At 39.3% G+C, this 19,963-nt stretch carries 14 protein-coding genes; 13 read left to right on the top strand and 1 reads right to left on the bottom strand.

Annotated features, from left to right (window positions below):
- Positions 1–5 precede the first annotated feature (5 nt).
- A complete protein-coding gene (gene infB, locus EZL74_RS00200; protein ID WP_131474569.1) occupies positions 6–2,765 on the top strand; it encodes a translation initiation factor IF-2 in 2,760 nt (919 codons plus the stop codon).
- A 37-nt stretch (positions 2,766–2,802) separates the two neighbouring features.
- On the opposite strand, the gene EZL74_RS00195 is transcribed toward infB, so the two are convergent.
- Positions 2,803–3,192, bottom strand: a complete 390-nt coding sequence (locus EZL74_RS00195; protein WP_131474568.1) for an SPOR domain-containing protein — start codon at positions 3,190–3,192, stop codon at positions 2,803–2,805.
- 219 nt (positions 3,193–3,411) lie between these two features.
- Here EZL74_RS00195 and EZL74_RS00190 point away from each other — a divergent pair, with 219 nt between their 5' ends.
- From EZL74_RS00190 to ruvA, 12 genes are all read left to right on the top strand, one after another.
- Complete coding sequence (locus EZL74_RS00190; RefSeq protein WP_131474567.1) at positions 3,412–4,752, top strand: c-type cytochrome; 1,341 nt, start codon at positions 3,412–3,414, stop codon at positions 4,750–4,752.
- A 32-nt stretch (positions 4,753–4,784) separates the two neighbouring features.
- Positions 4,785–7,841: a TAT-variant-translocated molybdopterin oxidoreductase gene (locus EZL74_RS00185; protein ID WP_131474566.1), complete on the top strand. Its 3,057-nt coding sequence runs from the start codon at positions 4,785–4,787 to the stop codon at positions 7,839–7,841.
- Positions 7,842–7,882: 41 nt separating this feature from the next.
- Complete coding sequence (gene nrfD / locus EZL74_RS00180; protein WP_131474565.1) at positions 7,883–9,292, top strand: NrfD/PsrC family molybdoenzyme membrane anchor subunit; 1,410 nt, start codon at positions 7,883–7,885, stop codon at positions 9,290–9,292.
- Positions 9,293–9,300: 8 nt separating this feature from the next.
- Positions 9,301–9,828, top strand: a complete 528-nt coding sequence (locus EZL74_RS00175) for a DUF3341 domain-containing protein (protein WP_131474564.1) — start codon at positions 9,301–9,303, stop codon at positions 9,826–9,828.
- An 8-nt stretch (positions 9,829–9,836) separates the two neighbouring features.
- Positions 9,837–10,400, top strand: coding sequence for a c-type cytochrome (locus EZL74_RS00170; RefSeq protein WP_131474563.1), 564 nt, complete (start codon positions 9,837–9,839; stop codon positions 10,398–10,400).
- Between the two features lie 27 nt (positions 10,401–10,427).
- On the top strand, positions 10,428–11,753 hold the full coding sequence (locus EZL74_RS00165) for a quinol:cytochrome C oxidoreductase (RefSeq protein ID WP_131474562.1): 1,326 nt from the start codon (positions 10,428–10,430) through the stop codon (positions 11,751–11,753).
- Between the two features lie 19 nt (positions 11,754–11,772).
- Positions 11,773–12,954: a cytochrome c oxidase subunit II gene (locus EZL74_RS00160; RefSeq protein WP_131474561.1), complete on the top strand. Its 1,182-nt coding sequence runs from the start codon at positions 11,773–11,775 to the stop codon at positions 12,952–12,954.
- 27 nt (positions 12,955–12,981) lie between these two features.
- Positions 12,982–14,781, top strand: a complete 1,800-nt coding sequence (locus tag EZL74_RS00155; RefSeq protein WP_131474560.1) for a cytochrome c oxidase subunit I — start codon at positions 12,982–12,984, stop codon at positions 14,779–14,781.
- Positions 14,782–14,910: 129 nt separating this feature from the next.
- Positions 14,911–15,933: a Holliday junction branch migration DNA helicase RuvB gene (ruvB, locus tag EZL74_RS00150; protein ID WP_131474559.1), complete on the top strand. Its 1,023-nt coding sequence runs from the start codon at positions 14,911–14,913 to the stop codon at positions 15,931–15,933.
- 62 nt (positions 15,934–15,995) lie between these two features.
- Complete coding sequence (gene queG / locus EZL74_RS00145) at positions 15,996–16,925, top strand: tRNA epoxyqueuosine(34) reductase QueG (RefSeq protein ID WP_131474558.1); 930 nt, start codon at positions 15,996–15,998, stop codon at positions 16,923–16,925.
- Positions 16,926–17,003: 78 nt separating this feature from the next.
- Positions 17,004–19,295: an NADP-dependent malic enzyme gene (locus EZL74_RS00140; protein ID WP_131474557.1), complete on the top strand. Its 2,292-nt coding sequence runs from the start codon at positions 17,004–17,006 to the stop codon at positions 19,293–19,295.
- Between the two features lie 83 nt (positions 19,296–19,378).
- Positions 19,379–19,960 carry a Holliday junction branch migration protein RuvA gene (ruvA, locus tag EZL74_RS00135; RefSeq protein ID WP_131474556.1) on the top strand — a complete coding sequence of 194 codons (582 nt, stop codon included), beginning with the start codon at positions 19,379–19,381 and terminating at the stop codon, positions 19,958–19,960.
- Positions 19,961–19,963: the final 3 nt, after the last annotated feature.

The following is a 19,963-nucleotide window of genomic DNA, read 5'->3' as shown; positions in this document are numbered from 1 at the left end:
ATTTTATGTCTGAAGGAAATATTAGAATTAATAAAGTTTTAAGGGAATTAAATATTTCTTTGGAAAGAGCTGTGGATTATCTTAAAGATAGAGGGATTGCTATTGAGGCAAGTCCTAACACAAAAATTTCCGATGATGTGTATACTATTCTTTGTGGTCAATTTGCCGGTGACAAAGGCAACAAAGAAGCTTCTAAAGGCGTAAGTGAAGAAATCAGAAAAGAAAAAGAAGCGCTTCGATTAGAAAGAGAAAAAGAAATTGAAGACAAGCGTAAAGCAGAGGAAGAGCGTCAGCGATTAGAGGTGGTCAAAGCCAAAGCTGTGGTTGTTGGTCCTAAACAGGTTGGTAAAATCGACTTAGAACCGAAAACCACTCCTGCAGCTATACCTCCGGCAGAAACACCTAAAGTTGTTGAGAAACAAGAAGAAGCTCCTGCGGTAGCAAGCGTTCCTAAAGAAAAAACTCCGACAGTTAAAGAAACTCCGGCTGTTGAAACCTCTCAGGATGAAACCATCACAACACAATACCAAAAATTATCAGGTGCTACTTTGACCGGTCAAGTTATAGATTTGTCTCAGTTCAACAAGCCTAAAAAGAAAAAAGAAGAGTTTAAGAAAGACGCCAATAAATCGGCTACTCCGGGTGCCGGAGCAAATGCCGGAGCAAATGCCGGACAAGGAGCCAATAACGCGAACAAAAACAAACGAAAAAGAATTCCGGGTAAACCAGGTGAAGGCGGAAAACCGGCCATCAGCGGTGGTGGTGGAGGGGCTAATGCTTTCGGACCTACCAAATCTGGAGGAAACAAGGGAGGGTTCCAAAAAGGAGCACGTCCTGCTATAGTTCAAAAAGTTGAGCCTACAGAAGAAGAGGTTAAAAATCAAATCAAAGAAACTTTAGAAAGACTTCAAGGAAAAGGAAACAAATCTAAAGCAGCCAAATACAGAAGAGATAAGCGTGATTCGCACCGTCAAAGAACGGAAGAAGAAATGCAGGCTTTGGAAGAAGGAAGCAAAGTATTGAAAGTAACCGAATTTGTTACCGTAGGTGAAATTGCTACCATGATGGATGTGCCTATTACCAAAGTAATCGGAACTTGTATGTCTCTTGGTATCATGGTTACCATGAATCAAAGGTTAGATGCAGAAACCCTTTCTATTGTTGCTGATGAATTTGGTTATGAAGTAGAATTTATTACTACCGATATAGAAGAGAATCTGGAGGTGGTTGAAGACCGTCCGGAAGATATGGTAACCCGAGCGCCAATTGTAACTGTAATGGGTCACGTTGATCACGGTAAGACATCCTTGTTAGATTACATTCGTAAGGAAAACGTAATAGCCGGTGAATCGGGAGGAATTACACAGCACATTGGAGCTTACGCAGTAACCTTGGACAATGGTCAAAAAATAACCTTCCTTGATACACCAGGTCACGAAGCGTTTACCGCTATGCGTGCTCGTGGGGCTCAGGTTACCGATATTGCCATTATTGTGGTTGCGGCCGACGATGATATCATGCCTCAAACCAAAGAGGCCATCAGTCACGCTCAAGCTGCTGGTGTTCCTATGATTTTTGCTATCAATAAAATTGACAAGCAAGGTGCTAATCCGGAAAAAATCAAGGAAAAATTAGCCGGTATGAATTTATTGGTAGAAGACTGGGGTGGTAAATACCAATCACACGATATCTCTGCCAAAAAAGGAACCGGAGTTAAAGAATTATTAGAAAAAGTATTGCTTGAAGCTGAAATATTAGACTTAAAAGCCAATCCAAATAAACCTGCTGTCGGAACGGTTGTAGAAGCACAATTAGACAAAGGTAGAGGATATGTGTCAACAATTTTGGTCCAATCAGGAACGTTGCGCGTTGGAGATTACGTATTAGCGGGTAAAAACCACGGTAAGGTAAAAGCAATGCACGATGAAAGAGGACATAATGTGAAAGAGGCTGGACCATCAACTCCAATTTCAATATTAGGTTTAGATGGTGCGCCAACAGCTGGTGATAAATTCAATGTATTTGAAGACGAAAGAGAGGCGAAACAAATTGCTGCTAAACGTACACAGTTGTTGCGTGAACAATCGGTGAGAACACAACGCCACATTACTTTGGCCGAGATTGGACGCCGTATTGCTTTAGGTCAGTTTAAAGAATTGAACATTATCCTTAAAGGTGACGTAGATGGTTCGGTTGAAGCATTATCAAGTGAGTTTTCTAAATTGTCAACTGAAGAAATTCAAATCAATATTATTCACAAAGGAGTAGGTGCAATTACCGAAACGGATGTTATGCTAGCATCAGCTTCTGATGCCATCATCATTGGATTTAATGTTCGTCCTGCCGGTAATGCCCGTCAATTGGCCATGAAAGAAGAAATTGATATCAGAAGTTACTCGATTATTTACGATGCTATCAATGATTTGAAAGATGCGATGGAAGGTATGTTGTCTCCGGAAATGAAAGAGGAAATTACCGGAACTGCAGAGATTCGCGAAATTTTCAAAGTGTCTAAAGTGGGGACGATTGCCGGATGTATGGTTACTGACGGTAAAATTTTCAGAAACTCTAAAATCCGCTTAATTCGTGAAGGAGTGGTGATTTACACGGGTGAATTGGCTACGCTGAAACGATTCAAAGATGATGTTAAAGAAGTTTCCAAAGGTTACGATTGTGGTATGCAGATTAAGAACTACAATGACATTGAACAATTAGATATCATAGAAGCTTTCCAAGAAGTAGAAGTGAAGAAAAAATTAAAATAATACCAACAAAAAAGTCCCGAATCATTCGGGACTTTTTTTATTTATTGGGTTTAATTAAAAAGGCATTGGGATATTTCTTTTTCAAGTCGCTTAAGTTCTTCTCGGCTTCGATTCTCGTTTTAAAATTCCCTACCCAAACCTTATACATCGGAGTGCTGAAAACGATGGTGGCATCCATGTCTTTGTTGGCTTTTTTAAAATCCATCAGTGTTTTTTTGGAATTTTCACTATCTCCATTGAAAATCTGAATTTTATACCGGTCATTAATGGTAATTGAACTGTTGATTTTTCTTTTTTCGTTGAGCAACTGTTCAAACTTAGGGTCTTGAGAAATGTTAATTTTTCCGTCTTGTGCAACCAATTTTTGCGATAAAAAAAGGAGTAAAAATAGGGTTGTAAAGAGCCTGATTTGGGATAAATGGTTCATAAGAGTTTGATTTTTATACAAATGTAAAACTTAATAAATTAAACAAAAGCCTAAACGCTATTTAGAATTAATATAAATTGGTCTTTAAGATATATTTAAGGTTTTGAGAATAGTTCATAAGTCGTATTTTTGTGCAAGTTTTTAACAAAGAGCGGGTTTTTAATTGATTTTTAACTCATGAAAAACCGTGCCAACATTAGTCGATAATCATTTTATTATATGAAAAAGGTGGGTAACCATAATTCGATTTCAAGGAAAATATTCTTCAGCTTAGCTCTAGCGCTAACATTCTCCTTAACTTCATTATCTCAAAATGCTACTCCAGCTGCTCCGGCAGCTGATTCTGCATCAGCTCCTGCTGCCCCGGCTGCAACTGGTGGAGGCGATGCAGTAGCGGGAAAAGCTTTGTTTAATGCAAACTGTGCGGCTTGTCACGCTTTGGATAAAAAAATGACCGGTCCGGCCTTGAGAGGTGTGTCTGCGCGTCATACCAAGGAATGGCTTTATAGTTGGGTTGCGAACAGTTCAGCTATGATCAAAGCTGGTGATGCGACAGCTGTTAAGTTGTTTAATGAAAACAACAAAGCAGTGATGACGGCGTTTCCTCAATTGTCTAAGCAAGATATTGATAACATCATAGCTTACACCGATGAGAAAAAACCTGAGCCGGTGGCGGCAGTAGGTGTTACTCCTGATGGGAAAGGTGGGCAGGTAAAAGAGGATGGAATTTCTAATAATGTGATTTTAGGAGCTTTATCATTAGTGATGTTGATGTTGGTTATCATGTTGTTCTTTGTGAATAATGTGTTGACTAAAGTCGCTAAAGCTAATGGGATTGAAGTGGCTGATAAGGAGCCTGGATTGCCAATTTGGAAAGCGTTTGCCAAGAATCAATTTTTGGTATTGGTAACTTCAATTTTCTTGTTGTTGGCAAGTGGTTACTTTGTATACGGATGGATGATGCAGGTAGGGGTGGATCAGGATTATGAGCCAATTCAGCCAATTCATTATTCGCACAGAATTCACGCCGGAAGTAACGGTATCGATTGTAAATACTGTCACTCTGCAGCAAGAGTAAGTAAAAATGCAGGTATTCCTTCGTTGAATGTTTGTATGAACTGTCACAAAAACATTTCAGAGGTATCAGATACTACTGCTACTCCTGAGCATTCAAAAGCATTTTATGATGGAGAAATCAAAAAATTATATGATGCTGTAGGCTGGGATGGTACTAAATATACCGGAAAAACTAAACCGGTAAAATGGGTTCGTATCCACAACTTGCCTGACTTTGCTTATTTCAACCACTCGCAACACGTAACGGTTGCCGGTATAGAGTGTCAAAAATGTCACGGTCCGGTTCAGACTTACGAAATTCAAAAACAATTTGCTCCTTTAACTATGGGTTGGTGTATTAAATGTCACCGTGAGACCGATGTTAAAATGGAAGGCAATGCATACTATACTAAAATTCACGAAGAACTTTCTAAAAAATACGGTGTAGACAAGTTGACTGCTGCGCAAATGGGAGGTTTAGAATGTGGTAAGTGTCACTACTAATAAAATTATTAAGAAGCTAATATTTATATACGATGTCATCGAACAAAAAATACTGGAAAAGTGTTGAGGAGCTAAACGAAAATAGCTCTATTGTTGAGACGCTTAGAAATAATGAATTCGTGGAACCTATTCCGACTGAGGATTTCTTATCCGATAAAGAATCATTATCTTCTTCTTCAACAACTCGTCGTGATTTCTTGAAATACGTTGGATTCAGTACAGCTGCTGCTACTTTAGCTGCCTGTGAAGGTCCGGTACATAAATCAATTCCTTACGTTTTACAACCGGAACAAATCATTCCGGGCGTTGCTGATTATTATGCAACTACTATGTTTGACGGTTTTGATTTTGCCAACCTGTTGGTAAAAACACGTGAAGGACGTCCGATTAAAATTGAAAACAATACTATAGCCGGTGCTAAGTTTGCGGCCAATGCCAGAGTTCACGCTTCGGTATTGTCGTTGTATGACAGCATGCGTTTGAAAGTAACTAAGATTGCTCAGAAAGACGCCAATTGGCAGGAAGCTGATTTGAAAATCAAAGCCAGTTTAGCCGATGCAAAAGCTAAAGGAGGTCAGGTTGTTTTGCTTACCGGAACTTTGGCCAGTCCTTCAACTGAAAAATTGATTGCTGAGTTCATCGCGAAAAATCCAACCGCTAAGCATATAGTGTATGATTCGGTTTCTGAGTCAGCGGCTTTAGATGCGTTCGAAGCAGTTTATGGTGAAAGAGCTTTAGTTGATTATGATTTTTCAAAAGCGAATACTATAGTTTCATTGGATGCTGATTTCTTAGGAGATTGGCAAGGTGGTGGTTTCGACTCGGGTTATGCTCAGGGAAGAATTCCACAAGCCGGAAAAATGTCAAAACACTATCAGTTTGAGGCGAATATGACATTGTCTGGTGCAGCAGCTGATAAGCGTGTGCCAATGACAGTTGCCAATCAAAAACAAGCTTTGATTAAAATATACAGTATCATTACAGGTGCTTCGGTAGCTTCGGGTAAAGTAGCTAACGAAGATGTAGTGGTAAAGGCAGCACAACAATTGAAAGCAGCCGGTTCAAAAGGTCTTTTGGTTTCCGGTATCCAGGATAAAAATGCGCAGCTATTGGTTTTGGCCATCAATCAGGCTCTAGGTAGTGAGGCATTTTCTACTATCGGTACCCGTCAAATCAGAAAAGGGTCTAATGAAAAAGTGGCTCAGTTGATTGCTGATATGAACGCAGGAAGTGTTCACACGTTAATCATGAGCGGTGTAAATCCGGTTTACACTTTGGCAGACAGTGCTAAGTTTGTGAGCGGATTGAAGAAAGTAAAATTATCGGTGGCGTTCTCTTTGAGAGAAGATGAAACGGCTTCGATTACTAATATAGCCGTTCCGGCTCCTCATTATTTAGAGTCATGGAACGATTTAATGTTGACTAAAGGGACTTATTCTGTAGTACAACCAACCATCCGTCCGTTGTTTAGTTCAAAACAGTTCCAAGAGGCCTTACTGTCTTGGAATGGAAACGGAGTTTCTTTCTATGATTATATCAAAGCTAATGCTGCTGCATATACTGCCGGAACAACTTGGAATAAAGCGGTTCACGATGGTGTTGTAGTAGGTACTCCTTCGGGAGCTTCTGCCGGTTCAGTTGATTATTCGGCTGCCGCTAATGCTTTGGCTTCATCTAAAGGAGCAAACGGTTTTGAATTAGTGTTGTATACCAAAACTGGTTTAGGTGATGGTCAGCAAGCTAATAACCCTTGGTTGCAAGAGTTTCCGGATCCGATTACCAGAGTCTCTTGGGATAACTATGTAACCGTTGCCCCTGCTGATGCTAAAAAATTAGGATTAGAAAATAAAATAGTTGCTAATGGTGGTCTTAACGGAAGTATAGCTACTCTTACTGTAAACGGAACCAAAATGGATGTGCCTGTTATTGTTCAACCAGGACAAGCAGTTGGGACACTTGGTTTGGCTTTAGGTTATGGTAAAAAAGCAGCCTTAAAAGAAGAAATGCAAGTAGGTGTTAACGCCTACGCCTTCTATACAAACTTTAATAATGTTCAATCAGCATCTATCGCTAAAGCCAACGGTGAATATGAGTTTGCTTGTGTGCAATCACAAAAAACCTTAATGGGTAGAGGTGATATTATTAAAGAAACTACTTTAACAATATTCAATACAAAAGACAGCAAAGAGTGGAATGAAGTGCCAATGGTATCTTTAGACCATAAAGAAGTTGAAGCAACTAAAGTTGATTTATGGGAATCGTTCGATCGTTCGGTTGGTCACCACTTCAACTTGTCAATCGACTTGAATGCATGTACCGGATGTGGTGCTTGTGTGATTGCCTGTCATGCTGAAAATAACGTTCCGGTTGTTGGTAAATCAGAAGTAAGAAGAAGTCGCGATATGCACTGGTTGCGTATCGACAGATACTATTCTTCTCAAGACACTTTTGCTGAAGACAACGAGAAAAAAGAAAGCTTCAATGGTTTGTTTGGTGACAAAGGTTCATTAGGCGGATTCGGACAAATGGAGAACCCAGCTGACAATCCTCAGGTGGCTTTCCAACCGGTAATGTGTCAACACTGTAACCACGCACCATGTGAAACCGTTTGTCCTGTGGCAGCAACATCTCACGGTCGTCAAGGTCAAAACCAAATGGCTTATAACCGTTGTGTAGGTACTCGTTACTGTGCTAACAACTGTCCTTATAAAGTGCGTCGTTTCAACTGGTTCTTGTACAACAATAACGATGAGTTTGATTTCCACATGAATGACGATTTAGGTCGTATGGTGGTTAATCCAGATGTAAATGTTCGTTCTCGCGGAGTTATGGAGAAATGTTCTATGTGTATTCAAAAAACACAATTAACCATCTTAACGGCTAAACGTGAAGGAAGAGAAGTTAATGTGGATGAATTCCAAACAGCTTGTTCTTCTGCTTGTACAACAGGCGCTATGGTTTTCGGTGACGTAAACAACAAAGAAAGCAAAGTAGCCAAATTGGCCGAAGATAAGAGAATGTATCATTTGTTGGAGCACGTTGGTACTAAACCAAATGTATTCTACCACGTTAAAGTTAGAAATACCTAGTATTTAAATAAGTAATTAATTAAGAAACAATATAAAGGATTATGTCGTCTCATTACGAAGCACCCATTAGAAAACCCTTAGTTATAGGTGATAAAACATATCACGATGTAACTGTAGATGTAGCTGCTCCAGTAGAAGGAAGAGCCAATAAACAGTGGTGGACTGTATTTTCTATCGCATTAATAGCTTTCCTTTGGGGAATTGGATGTATAGTGTATACTATATCTACCGGTATCGGATCTTGGGGATTAAACAAAACTGTTGGTTGGGCTTGGGATATCACTAACTTCGTTTGGTGGGTAGGTATCGGGCACGCCGGAACACTAATCTCAGCGGTATTATTATTATTCCGTCAACGATGGAGAATGGCCATCAACCGTTCTGCGGAAGCCATGACTATTTTCTCGGTAGTTCAGGCAGGTTTATTCCCAATCATTCACATGGGTCGTCCTTGGTTGGCGTACTGGGTAGTACCTATTCCAAACCAGTTTGGTTCATTGTGGGTGAACTTTAACTCACCATTGCTTTGGGACGTGTTTGCAATTTCGACGTATCTTTCAGTTTCCCTTGTTTTCTGGTGGACTGGTTTATTGCCGGATTTCGCAATGCTAAGAGACCGTGCCGTAACTCCTTTTACTAAAAGAATTTATTCTATTCTGTCTTTCGGATGGAGTGGAAGAGCTAAAGACTGGCAACGTTTCGAAGAGGTATCTCTTGTATTAGCCGGTTTAGCAACACCTCTTGTACTTTCTGTACACACTATTGTATCCTTCGACTTTGCTACTTCCGTAATTCCGGGATGGCATACTACGATTTTCCCTCCATACTTCGTTGCCGGAGCGGTATTCTCTGGATTTGCCATGGTAAACACACTTTTAATCATCATGAGAAAAGTGTCCAACCTGGAAGCATACATTACCATTCAACACATTGAATTGATGAACATCATTATCATGATTACCGGTTCAATTGTAGGGGTAGCTTACATCACCGAGTTGTTTGTGGCTTGGTACTCAGGAGTAGAATATGAGCAATACGCTTTCTTGAACAGAGCGACTGGTCCTTACTGGTGGGCTTACTGGTCAATGATGACTTGCAATGTGTTCTCTCCTCAATTCATGTGGTTCAAAAAATTGAGAACCAGTATTATGTTCTCTTTCGTTATATCAATTGTGGTAAATATCGGTATGTGGTTTGAGCGTTTCGTAATCATCGTGACTTCATTGCACAGAGATTATCTTCCGTCATCATGGACGATGTTCCAACCTACTTTCATTGATATCGGAATCTTCATCGGTACCATTGGTTTCTTCTTTGTATTATTCCTTTTATACGCCAGAACATTCCCGGTAATTGCTCAGGCAGAGGTTAAAACAATCTTGAAATCTTCGGGAGAAAACTACAAAAGACAAAGAGAATTAGAAGGTCATAATCATTCAGATAAACATTAATAATTGCTATGAGTAGTAATAAAGTTATACACGCTATATACAATGATGATGATGTATTGATGGATGCAGTTCACAAAACCAGAGCCGCTCATCATCACATTGAAGAAGTCTTTACTCCATTCCCGGTTCACGGTTTGGATAAAGCTATGGGTATTGCACCGACACGTTTAGCCATTTGTGCATTCATTTACGGATGTATAGGTTTATCCGTTGCCACTACCATGATGAATTATATCATGATTCAGGATTGGCCACAGGATATAGGTGGAAAACCCAGTTTTGCCTACTATCAAAATATGCCGGCATTTATTCCGGTAATGTTTGAGATGACGGTATTTTTTGCAGCGCACTTAATGGTAATTACTTTTTACATGAGAAGTAAATTATGGCCATTCAAACAAGCTGAAAACCCGGATGTAAGAACTACTGATGACCATTTCTTAATGGAAGTTTCTGTTAATGATAATGAAGCCGAATTAGTGAAATTTTTCGAGGCTACAGGTGCAGTAGAAGTTAAAGTAATTGATAAGCATTAATAACAGATATGAAAAGTTTACTTAAAATAGCAGTAGTAACAGGTATCATTGTTTCCTTTTCATCTTGCAAAGATAATTCGAAACCCAATTACCAGTACATGCCCAACATGTATGAATCTGTGGCTTATGAAACCTATTCAGAATCTGATGCTTTCAACTCGCCAACAGGATTAAAAGGAAAAGAAGGTCAGTTGCCACCAAACGGTTCAATAAAAAGAGGTTTCGTGCCTTATGAATATCCGGATACACCGGAAGCTTTGCTAGCTGTTAAAGCTGCCAATTTAAAATCTCCTTTGGATTCAACTAAAGTAGACATGAAAAAAGCTCAGGAGCTTTTTGATATCTATTGTGCTATTTGTCACGGGACTGCCGGTGATGGTCAAGGTAAGTTGGTTAAACAACAAAAATTCTTGGGTGTACCTAGTTACAAAGACAGACAAATTAATGAAGGAAGTGTTTTCCATGTGCAAACTTACGGTTTGAATTCAATGGGTTCATATGCTAATCAATTGAGCCAAGAAGAAAGATGGATGGTTGCTTCTTACGTTATGGAACTTAAGAGCAAATTATAATTGTAAAACAAACTGATTGTTATAGATATGTATACCTTTTCAAGTAAATTAAAAACTTTTTCTTTCGTCTTAATGCTCGTTGGAGTATTGGGAATTGGTTATGGTTTTCTAACCGCTCCAAAATCTATTCAGGACGTAGAAACAATACTTGCTTCAGAAAGCCATGGGCATGAAGGCGGGCACAATGCTCATGCAGTTGAAAAACACGACGCCAAAGCCGATGCAGAACATAAAGAACATGTTGAACACGTTTTTCATCAATTACAAAATAAGCCATGGGCTGCTTTATATGTAGCTTGTATCTTCTTCATGTTGATTGCTTTGGGTGCTCTTGCATTTTATGCTATTCAACAAGTGTCACAGGCAGGATGGTCTCCGGTATTGTTCAGAGTCATGCAGGGCGTAACTTCTTATTTACTTCCGGGGTCTATAATTTTCTTCATCATTTTGGTTTTATCCGGATTGCATTTTAATCATTTATTTGTTTGGATGGCCGATGGGGTTACAACCAAAGGAAGTGCCAATTATGATCACATGATTGCCGGAAAATCTGGATATTTGAATTTCCCGTTTTGGATTATCAGAGCCGCAGTATTTATTGCCGGATGGAATTTATACAGACATTTATCCAGAAAAAATTGTTTGGCACAAGATGACGCTAGTGACAACTCATTCTACAAAAAGAACTTCAAAATGTCAGCGGCATTTTTAGTATTCTTTATTGTTTCAGAATCTATCATGTCTTGGGATTGGATTATGTCATTCGATCCACACTGGTTCAGTACACTTTTTGGTTGGTATGTATTCGCCAGCTTCTTTGTAAGTGGTATAACAGTTATTCAATTGGTAACAATCTACTTGAAATCGAAAGGCTATTTAGAAGTAGTAAATTCAAGTCATATTCACGATTTATCAAAATTCATGTTTGGTATCAGCGTATTCTGGACTTACCTTTGGTTCTCTCAATTTATGTTGATCTGGTATTCTAACATTCCGGAAGAAGTTACATATTTCAAAACGAGAATTGATATGTATCCTATAACATTCTGGGGAGCTTTTGTCATGAACTTCATCCTTCCGATTTTGTTGTTAATCAATACCGATTTCAAACGTATATTCTGGATTATTGTGATGGCAGGTATCATCATATTATTCGGTCACTATGTTGATTTCTTCAACATGATTATGCCGGCAACGGTTGGTGACCAATGGTTCATAGGTGTTCCGGAAATCGCATCAGTATTATTCTTCTTAGGGTTATTCATTTTTGTAGTATTCACAGCTTTAACTAAAGCACCGTTGGTACCAAAACGCAATCCGTTTATCGAAGAAAGTAAACATTTTCATTATTAATATTTAAAGTAAAAAACAAATGACAACTCTTTTGGTACTTATAGTTGTAGTTTTATTGGCAGTTGCCTTATGGCAGTTAACTAAAATATTCGACTTAACTCAAGTTGGTGGAAATGTGAATAACACGCAGATTGCTAATGATAACGACAATAAAGTGAATGGTTACCTGATGTTTGGTTTCCTGGGCTTTATTTATCTTACTACTATTTACTGTCTATTAAATTACAGCAAGTTCCCTTTAATCGGTGATTCTGCTTCGGCACACGGACCGCAAATCGATAATTTGATGGTCATCACTTTGGTTCTAATCTTTTTTGTTCAAACCGTTACACAAGCTTTGTTACACTATTTTGCCTTCAAATACAGAGGTAAAGAAGGGCAAAAAGCACTATACTTTGCTGACAACAACCGTTTGGAATTTATCTGGAGTATTATTCCGGCAATTGTTTTGGCAGGTTTAATCCTTTACGGATTGTACGCTTGGACTAACATCATGTTTGTAAGCGAAAAAGATAAAGAAGATGCAATTGTAATCGAACTTTATGCACAACAATTCAAATGGGAAGCCAGATATTCAGGTGCCGATGATGTTTTAGGAAAAGCCAATGTGAGATACATTGACGGGGCTAACAACCTAGGAGTTGATTTATCTGACCCAAATGCTCAGGATGATTTCACTTCTTCTGAATTACACATCCCCAAAGGAAAAAGAGTGATTTTTAAAATGCGTTCTCAAGACGTATTGCACTCTGCTTACATGCCTCACTTCAGAGCTCAAATGAACTGTGTGCCGGGTATGGTAACTCAGTTTTCATTTATCCCAACAATGACTACTGCTGAGATGAGAGAAAAACCGGCTATGGTTGAAAAAGTAGCTCGCATTAATGCTATCAGAGCTAAAAAGAGTGAAGCTTTAGTTGCCAGCGGTCAACCGGCTCTTGATCCTTATACCTTTGATTATTTGTTATTGTGTAACAAAATCTGTGGAGCTTCCCACTACAACATGCAAATGAAAGTAGTAGTAGATACTCCAGAAGAATACCAAGCATGGTTGAAAGAGAATTCTCCAAAGACCATCGTTCAGGCTGTCAAAACAGCTGCAGCTGAAGCCAAAGCTGCTGAAAAACCAGCCACTTCAAAAGACACAACTTCAGCAAAAGGTACCGATAGTACAGTAGTTGCTCAAGCAGAAACGAAATAATATTAAAAAACTTAAAAGTTAACCTATATGTCAGCAGAAGCTCACAACCACGATCACGGTCACGACGCACACGAACACCACCATAAAGACACATTCATTACTAAGTACATTTTTAGTATTGACCACAAAATGATATCAAAACAATATTTGATTACCGGTATCATTATGGGAGTTATTGGTGTTGGGATGTCAATGCTTTTCAGAATGCAATTGGCTTGGCCTGAAGAATCTTTCAAAATTTTCAGCTTTTTCCTTGGTGAAAGAATGGCTCCGGGCGGAGTTATGAATAACGAAACCTATTTGGCGTTAGTTACCATCCACGGAACCATCATGGTATTCTTCGTATTGACAGCAGGATTGAGTGGAACCTTTAGTAACTTGTTGATTCCGTTGCAGATTGGAGCACGCGATATGGCTTCCGGTTTTCTGAATATGGTTTCTTATTGGTTATTCTTCCTATCGAGTGTGGTTATGGTTATTTCACTATTTGTAGAATCAGGGCCCGCTTCAGCTGGTTGGACTATTTATCCGCCTTTAAGTGCCTTGCCACAAGCTATTTCAGGTTCTGGTACCGGTATGACTTTGTGGTTGGTGTCTATGGCTATCTTTATCGCTTCGTCATTATTAGGTTCATTGAACTACATTGTTACGGTAATCAACTTAAGAACTAAAGGTATGTCGATGACGAGATTGCCGCTTACTATTTGGGCTTTCTTCATTACGGCTATTATCGGGGTAATTTCCTTCCCGGTATTATTATCAGCTGCATTGATGTTGATTATGGATAGAAGTTTCGGAACATCGTTCTTCCTGTCTGATATTTATATTGCTGGAGAGGTTTTACATTACCAAGGCGGTTCACCGGTATTGTTTGAACACTTGTTTTGGTTCTTGGGTCACCCTGAAGTTTACATCGTATTATTACCGGCTTTAGGTATTACCTCCGAAATTATTGCTACTAACTCTCGTAAACCAATCTTTGGATACAGAGCGATGATTATGTCAATTATTGCTATTGCATTCTTATCTACTATAGTTTGGGGTCACCATATGTTTATCTCTGGTATGAACCCGTTCTTAGGATCGGTATTTACTTTCACTACTTTGTTGATTGCGATTCCATCAGCGGTGAAAGCCTTCAACTATATAACGACTTTGTGGAAAGGTAACTTGCAGTTAAATCCTGCCATGTTATTCTCTATCGGATTGGTTTCTACTTTCATCACCGGTGGTTTGACAGGTCTTATTTTAGGAGACAGTACTCTGGATATTAATGTTCACGATACTTACTTCGTTGTAGCACACTTCCACTTAGTAATGGGTATCTCAGCACTTTACGGAATGTTTGCCGGAATCTACCACTGGTTCCCTAGAATGTTCGGAAGAATGTTGAACAAAAACTTAGGATATGTTCACTTCTGGGTGACTGCAGTTTGTGCTTACGGGGTATTCTTCCCAATGCACTTTATCGGTATGGCCGGTTTACCAAGAAGATATTACACCAATACAAACTTCCCGTTATTTGACGAATTACAAAATGTAAATGTTATTATTACTACATTTGCTTTAGTAGGAGGTGCATTCCAATTGGTGTTCTTATACAACTTCTTCAGCAGCATTTTCTACGGGAAAAGAACAGTTCAAAATCCATGGAAATCAAATACATTAGAATGGACTGCTCCAATTGAACACATCCACGGAAACTGGCCTGGAGAAATCCCTGAAGTACACAGATGGCCTTATGATTACAGCAAACCAGGTCATGATGAAGATTTTGTTCCTCAAAACGTACCAATGAAAGAAGGTGAAGAAGTTTTACATCACTAATCCTTTTTTTTAAACAATATAAAAAAGCCTTTCCTCACAGAAGGGCTTTTTTATTTGCGATACCTCACCCGTTTTCTTTTTTTGTATATTTCGAAAAACTCACGCAAAACTTTATCATATATTTGTGGTATGAATGAAAATCTTAATCCCACCAATTCCAGTTATAATCCGGATGAGCTCGACTTAGAAAAAAAGCTAAGACCCTTGTCTTTTGACGATTTTACGGGTCAGGATCAGGTCTTGGAAAATCTCAAAGTTTTTGTGGAGGCGGCTAATCTTCGCAACGAGGCTCTAGACCATACGTTGTTTCACGGCCCACCAGGATTGGGTAAAACTACTTTGGCTAATATTTTGGCTAATGAATTGGGTGTTGGTATTAAAATTACTTCCGGTCCGGTTTTGGATAAGCCCGGTGATTTGGCCGGTTTACTAACCAACTTAGAAGAAAGAGATGTTTTATTTATAGATGAGATTCATCGCTTGAGTCCAGTAGTAGAGGAGTATTTGTACTCGGCAATGGAGGACTTTAAAATTGATATTATGATTGAATCCGGACCCAATGCGCGTTCGGTTCAAATAAATCTTAATCCGTTTACCTTGGTAGGAGCCACGACACGCTCGGGCTTGCTAACAGCTCCCATGCGTGCTCGTTTCGGTATTCAAAGTCGATTACAGTATTACAATACCGAACTTTTGACTACTATAGTACAACGCAGTTCCGGCATTTTAAAAATGCCCATCAGTATGGAAGCTGCTATTGAAATTGCAGGAAGAAGTCGGGGTACACCGCGCATCGCCAATGCATTGTTGCGTCGAGTGCGAGATTTTGCCCAAATAAAAGGAAACGGTAGAATCGATATCGAGATTGCTCGTTTTTCACTAAAGGCCTTGCATGTTGATGCACATGGCTTAGATGAAATGGATAACAAAATTTTGAATACCATTATTGATAAATTCAAAGGAGGACCGGTCGGATTATCAACTTTAGCAACAGCAGTTTCCGAAAGCGGAGAAACCATTGAGGAAGTATATGAGCCGTTTTTGATACAAGAGGGTTTTATCATAAGAACTCCGCGTGGTCGCGAAGTCACCGAAAAAGCTTATAATCATTTGGGTAAAATCAGAGCCAATATTCAAGGCGGACTGTTCTAAGATTAAAGAATCAAGGAATTACCCAAAGTGTTTGCTGCTGATTAAAGATATCCCATTTTAGCATGAATTCTAATAAAGAAAAATATTCGAAACTCATCAAAACCGAAGCCAAACGCCTCGGTTTTTTGTCTTGTGGTATTTCCAAAGCCGGATTTTTGGAGGAGGAAGCTCCACGATTAGAATATTGGTTAAACCAAAATTTTCAGGGAGAAATGAGTTTTATGGAAGAGTATTTCGATAAGCGATTGGATCCGACACTCTTGGTCGAAGGCTCTAAAAGCGTGATCTCTTTATTACTCAATTACTATCCGCCTCAAGAGCAAATCAAAGACAGTTACAAAATTTCTAAATACGCCTACGGGAAAGATTACCATAACGTCATCAAGAAGAAAGTAAAAAAACTGCTCAATTACATCAAAGCTGAAATTGGAGACGTATACGGAAGAGCTTTTGTAGATTTTGCTCCGGTAATGGATAAAGCCTGGGCTGCTAAAAGCGGTTTGGGTTGGATAGGGAAGAACAGTAACTTACTGACCCAACAGGTAGGCTCTTTTTACTTCATCGCCGAGTTGATTGTTGATTTGGATTTAGAATATGACCATCCCACTACCAATCATTGTGGTTCCTGTACCGCTTGTATTGATGCGTGCCCAACCCAAGCCATAGTTGCACCCTATGTGGTTGACGGCAGTAAATGTATCTCCTATTTTACGATAGAACTGCAGGATAATCTGCCTCAGGAAATGAAAGACAAACTTGATGATTGGATGTTTGGTTGCGATGTTTGCCAAGATGTATGCCCTTGGAATAAATTTTCAAAAGCGCACAGTGAACCTCTTTTCAGCCCTTATCCCGAGTTGCTTTCCTACACCAAAAAGGATTGGGAAGAAATTACTCAGGAAACTTTTGATAAAGTATTTACTAACTCACCACTCAAACGAACAAAATTGTCTGGACTGAAACGAAATATCGATTTTTTGAAACCCATCTGATGTTTAAAAAGAAATCATTAAATATTTCAATATTACAGCCAGTCTTCTACCTTTGTAAGTCAGAATAAAAAAAGCAAAATGAACAAATACAGTAAACGAAGAGAAGCACTTTTATACCACGCCAAACCAACCCCCGGCAAAATTAAAGTGGTGCCTACCAAAAAATATGCAACGCAACGCGATTTGTCATTGGCATATTCACCCGGAGTGGCAGAGCCTTGTTTGGAAATTGCCAAAGATGTAAATAACGTTTATAAATATACGTCCAAAGGAAATTTGGTTGCTGTAATTACTAACGGAACGGCTGTCTTGGGGTTAGGAGATATAGGTCCGGAGGCTTCAAAACCGGTAATGGAAGGGAAAGCGCTGCTTTTTAAAATTTTTGCAGATATCGATGTGTTTGACATTGAAGTTGATGCTAAAGACATAGAAACGTTTATCCAAACAGTAAAAAATATTGCTCCAACATTTGGCGGAATTAACTTAGAAGATATCAAAGCTCCCGAGTCTTTTGAAATAGAAAGACGTCTTGTAGAAGAATTGAATATTCCGGTGATGCATGACGACCAACACGGAACAGCAATCATTTCTTCGGCAGCCTTGCTGAATGCTTTAGAGTTGGCCAAGAAAAAAACAATAGATGTTAAGGTTGTGGTTTCCGGTGCCGGTTCAGCCGCTTTGGCATGTGCCAATTTATACATGTTATTGGGAGTAAAAGCCGAAAATATCATCATGTTTGATAAAGACGGGGTTCTTTCAAAAGACCGCACTGATTTATCCGATCTCCAAAAAAAATACACTTACGGTAAACCCGGAATTTCACTTCAGGAAGCACTACTTGGTGCCGATGTTTTTCTCGGGCTGTCAGCGGGTAACATACTAACCCCCGAAATGCTCTTAGGGATGGCCCAAAACCCCATTGTTTTTGCTATGGCTAATCCCATACCCGAGATAGATTATGATTTAGCCATAAATACCCGTGAAGATATTATCATGGCTACCGGCCGTTCGGATCATCCTAATCAGGTGAATAATGTACTTGGGTTTCCTTATATTTTCCGTGGAGCTCTTGATGTCAGAGCCACAAAAATCAATGAAGAAATGAAAATGGCCGCAGTGCATGCGCTGGCCGAATTGGCAAAAGCACCGGTTCCCGAACAAGTAAATATTGCTTACGGGGAAACCCGCTTGAATTTCGGAAAAGATTATATCATTCCCAAACCATTTGATCCGAGATTGATTGCTGTGGTTGCTCCTGCCGTAGCCAAAGCCGCTATGAATTCGGGCGTAGCATTAAACCCAATAACCGATTGGGATAAATATGAAGAAGAATTACTGGAACGTTTAGGTTCCGATAATAAAATGGTGCGTTTGCTTACCAATCGTGCCAAAACCGATCCAAAACGAGTGGTTTTTGCGGAAGCAGACCATTTAGACGTATTGAAAGCGGCTCAAATTGCATACGAAGAAGGCATTGCCCGACCAATTCTTCTTGGAAACAGAGAGTTGATTTTAGAACTCAAAGAAGAATTAGGGTTTGATGCCGAAGTTCCAATTATAGATCCGAAAACAAAAGAAGAAGATGAGCGCCGATTGAAATACGGAGAAATTTATTGGACAGCTCGTCAGCGCAGAGGAATTTCTCAGTTAGATGCACAACGTTGGATGCGCGAGCGTAACTATTTTGCTGCTATGATGGTAAATGAGGGCGATGCGGATGCTATGGTTTCGGGCTACTCCAGAAGCTATCCTTCAACGGTAAAACCTTTGATGCAACTGATTGGAAAAGCTCCGGGAGTTACCCTGATTGCTACTACCAATATGATGATGACTAATCGCGGTCCTATGTTTTTATCTGACACCGCAATTAATCCGAACCCAACCGCCGATGAACTGGCAAAAATTGCATTGATGACGGCCAAAACAACCCGAATGTTCGGTATTGAGCCGGTGATTGCCATGGTTTCTTTTTCTAATTTTGGATCTTCTTCTTATGAGAGTGCTTCCAAAGTGCGTCAGGCGGTTTCGTATTTGCATGAACACTACCCTGATTTAATCGTTGATGGAGAAATCCAAACCGATTTTGCCCTGAATCCTGAAATGCTTAAAGCGAAGTTTCCATTTTCTAAATTAGCAGGAAAAAAAGTTAATACTTTAATCTTCCCGAATTTGGAAGCTGCGAATATTACCTATAAACTTTTGAAAGAGCTCTATAAAGTTGATTCGGTAGGGCCAATTATGCTCGGAATGGAGAAGGCCGTACACATATTTCAATTGGGTGCAAGTGTTGAAGAAATGGTCAATATGGTAGCCGTGGCAGTGGTTGATGCACAAGAAAAAGAGAAAAGGAAAAAAATGATGAACTCCTAGTTGGGGTAATATTGAACAGATATGGCACACAGACTTTGTCAGTTAAAGAATTTTGCTATATTTGGAATTAGATTTCGGATAAAATGATAGCACATATTCAAGGAAAATTAGTTGAAAAATCGCCTACAGAGGTAGTTATTGACTGCAATGGTGTTGGCTATCATATCAATATATCACTGCACACGTTTTCCTTACTTCCCAGTACCGATTTTGTAAAGTTGTTTACACATCTTCAAATCAAAGAAGATGCTCATTCGCTGTTTGGTTTTGCCGAAAAATCAGAACGGGAGTTGTTCAGACTTTTGTTATCAGTGTCAGGAATAGGAGCCGGTATTGCCAGAACCATGTTGTCTTCTTTAGATCCGAAACAAATCATACAAGCTATAGGCAGTGGTGATGTAGGAACTATACAATCCATCAAAGGTATCGGAGGGAAAACAGCACAACGCGTCATACTTGACTTGAAAGACAAAGTGTTAAAAATCTATGATTTAGACGAAATATCCCTCTCACAACACAATATTAATCGAGAAGAATCGTTATCTGCTTTGGAGGTTTTGGGTTATATCAGAAAAAATGCAGAAAAGGTGGTGGATAAGATTATTAAAGACAATCCAGAAGCAACAGTTGAAACTATTATCAAACAGGCATTAAAAAACTTATAATTC

The sequence above is a fragment of the Flavobacterium silvisoli genome, assembly GCF_004329815.1.
GTDB classification, from domain to species: domain Bacteria; phylum Bacteroidota; class Bacteroidia; order Flavobacteriales; family Flavobacteriaceae; genus Flavobacterium; species Flavobacterium silvisoli.
Note: the sequence above shows the minus strand (reverse complement) of the source record. Positions and strands in the feature narration are given on the sequence as shown.

Excerpts from the sequence above, each read along its gene's own strand:
- EZL74_RS00175 (WP_131474564.1), top strand. The coding sequence starts at position 9,301 with ATGAGTAGTAATAAAGTTATACACGCTATATACAATGATGATGATGTA.
- EZL74_RS00190 (WP_131474567.1), top strand. The coding sequence starts at position 3,412 with ATGAAAAAGGTGGGTAACCATAATTCGATTTCAAGGAAAATATTCTTC.
- EZL74_RS00155 (WP_131474560.1), top strand. The coding sequence starts at position 12,982 with ATGTCAGCAGAAGCTCACAACCACGATCACGGTCACGACGCACACGAA.
- EZL74_RS00170 (WP_131474563.1), top strand. The coding sequence starts at position 9,837 with ATGAAAAGTTTACTTAAAATAGCAGTAGTAACAGGTATCATTGTTTCC.
- EZL74_RS00195 (WP_131474568.1), bottom strand. The coding sequence starts at position 3,192 with ATGAACCATTTATCCCAAATCAGGCTCTTTACAACCCTATTTTTACTC.
- queG (WP_131474558.1), top strand. The coding sequence starts at position 15,996 with ATGAATTCTAATAAAGAAAAATATTCGAAACTCATCAAAACCGAAGCC.
- ruvB (WP_131474559.1), top strand. The coding sequence starts at position 14,911 with ATGAATGAAAATCTTAATCCCACCAATTCCAGTTATAATCCGGATGAG.
- infB (WP_131474569.1), top strand. The coding sequence starts at position 6 with ATGTCTGAAGGAAATATTAGAATTAATAAAGTTTTAAGGGAATTAAAT.
- EZL74_RS00140 (WP_131474557.1), top strand. The coding sequence starts at position 17,004 with ATGAACAAATACAGTAAACGAAGAGAAGCACTTTTATACCACGCCAAA.
- EZL74_RS00185 (WP_131474566.1), top strand. The coding sequence starts at position 4,785 with ATGTCATCGAACAAAAAATACTGGAAAAGTGTTGAGGAGCTAAACGAA.
- EZL74_RS00165 (WP_131474562.1), top strand. The coding sequence starts at position 10,428 with ATGTATACCTTTTCAAGTAAATTAAAAACTTTTTCTTTCGTCTTAATG.
- ruvA (WP_131474556.1), top strand. The coding sequence starts at position 19,379 with ATGATAGCACATATTCAAGGAAAATTAGTTGAAAAATCGCCTACAGAG.
- EZL74_RS00160 (WP_131474561.1), top strand. The coding sequence starts at position 11,773 with ATGACAACTCTTTTGGTACTTATAGTTGTAGTTTTATTGGCAGTTGCC.
- nrfD (WP_131474565.1), top strand. The coding sequence starts at position 7,883 with ATGTCGTCTCATTACGAAGCACCCATTAGAAAACCCTTAGTTATAGGT.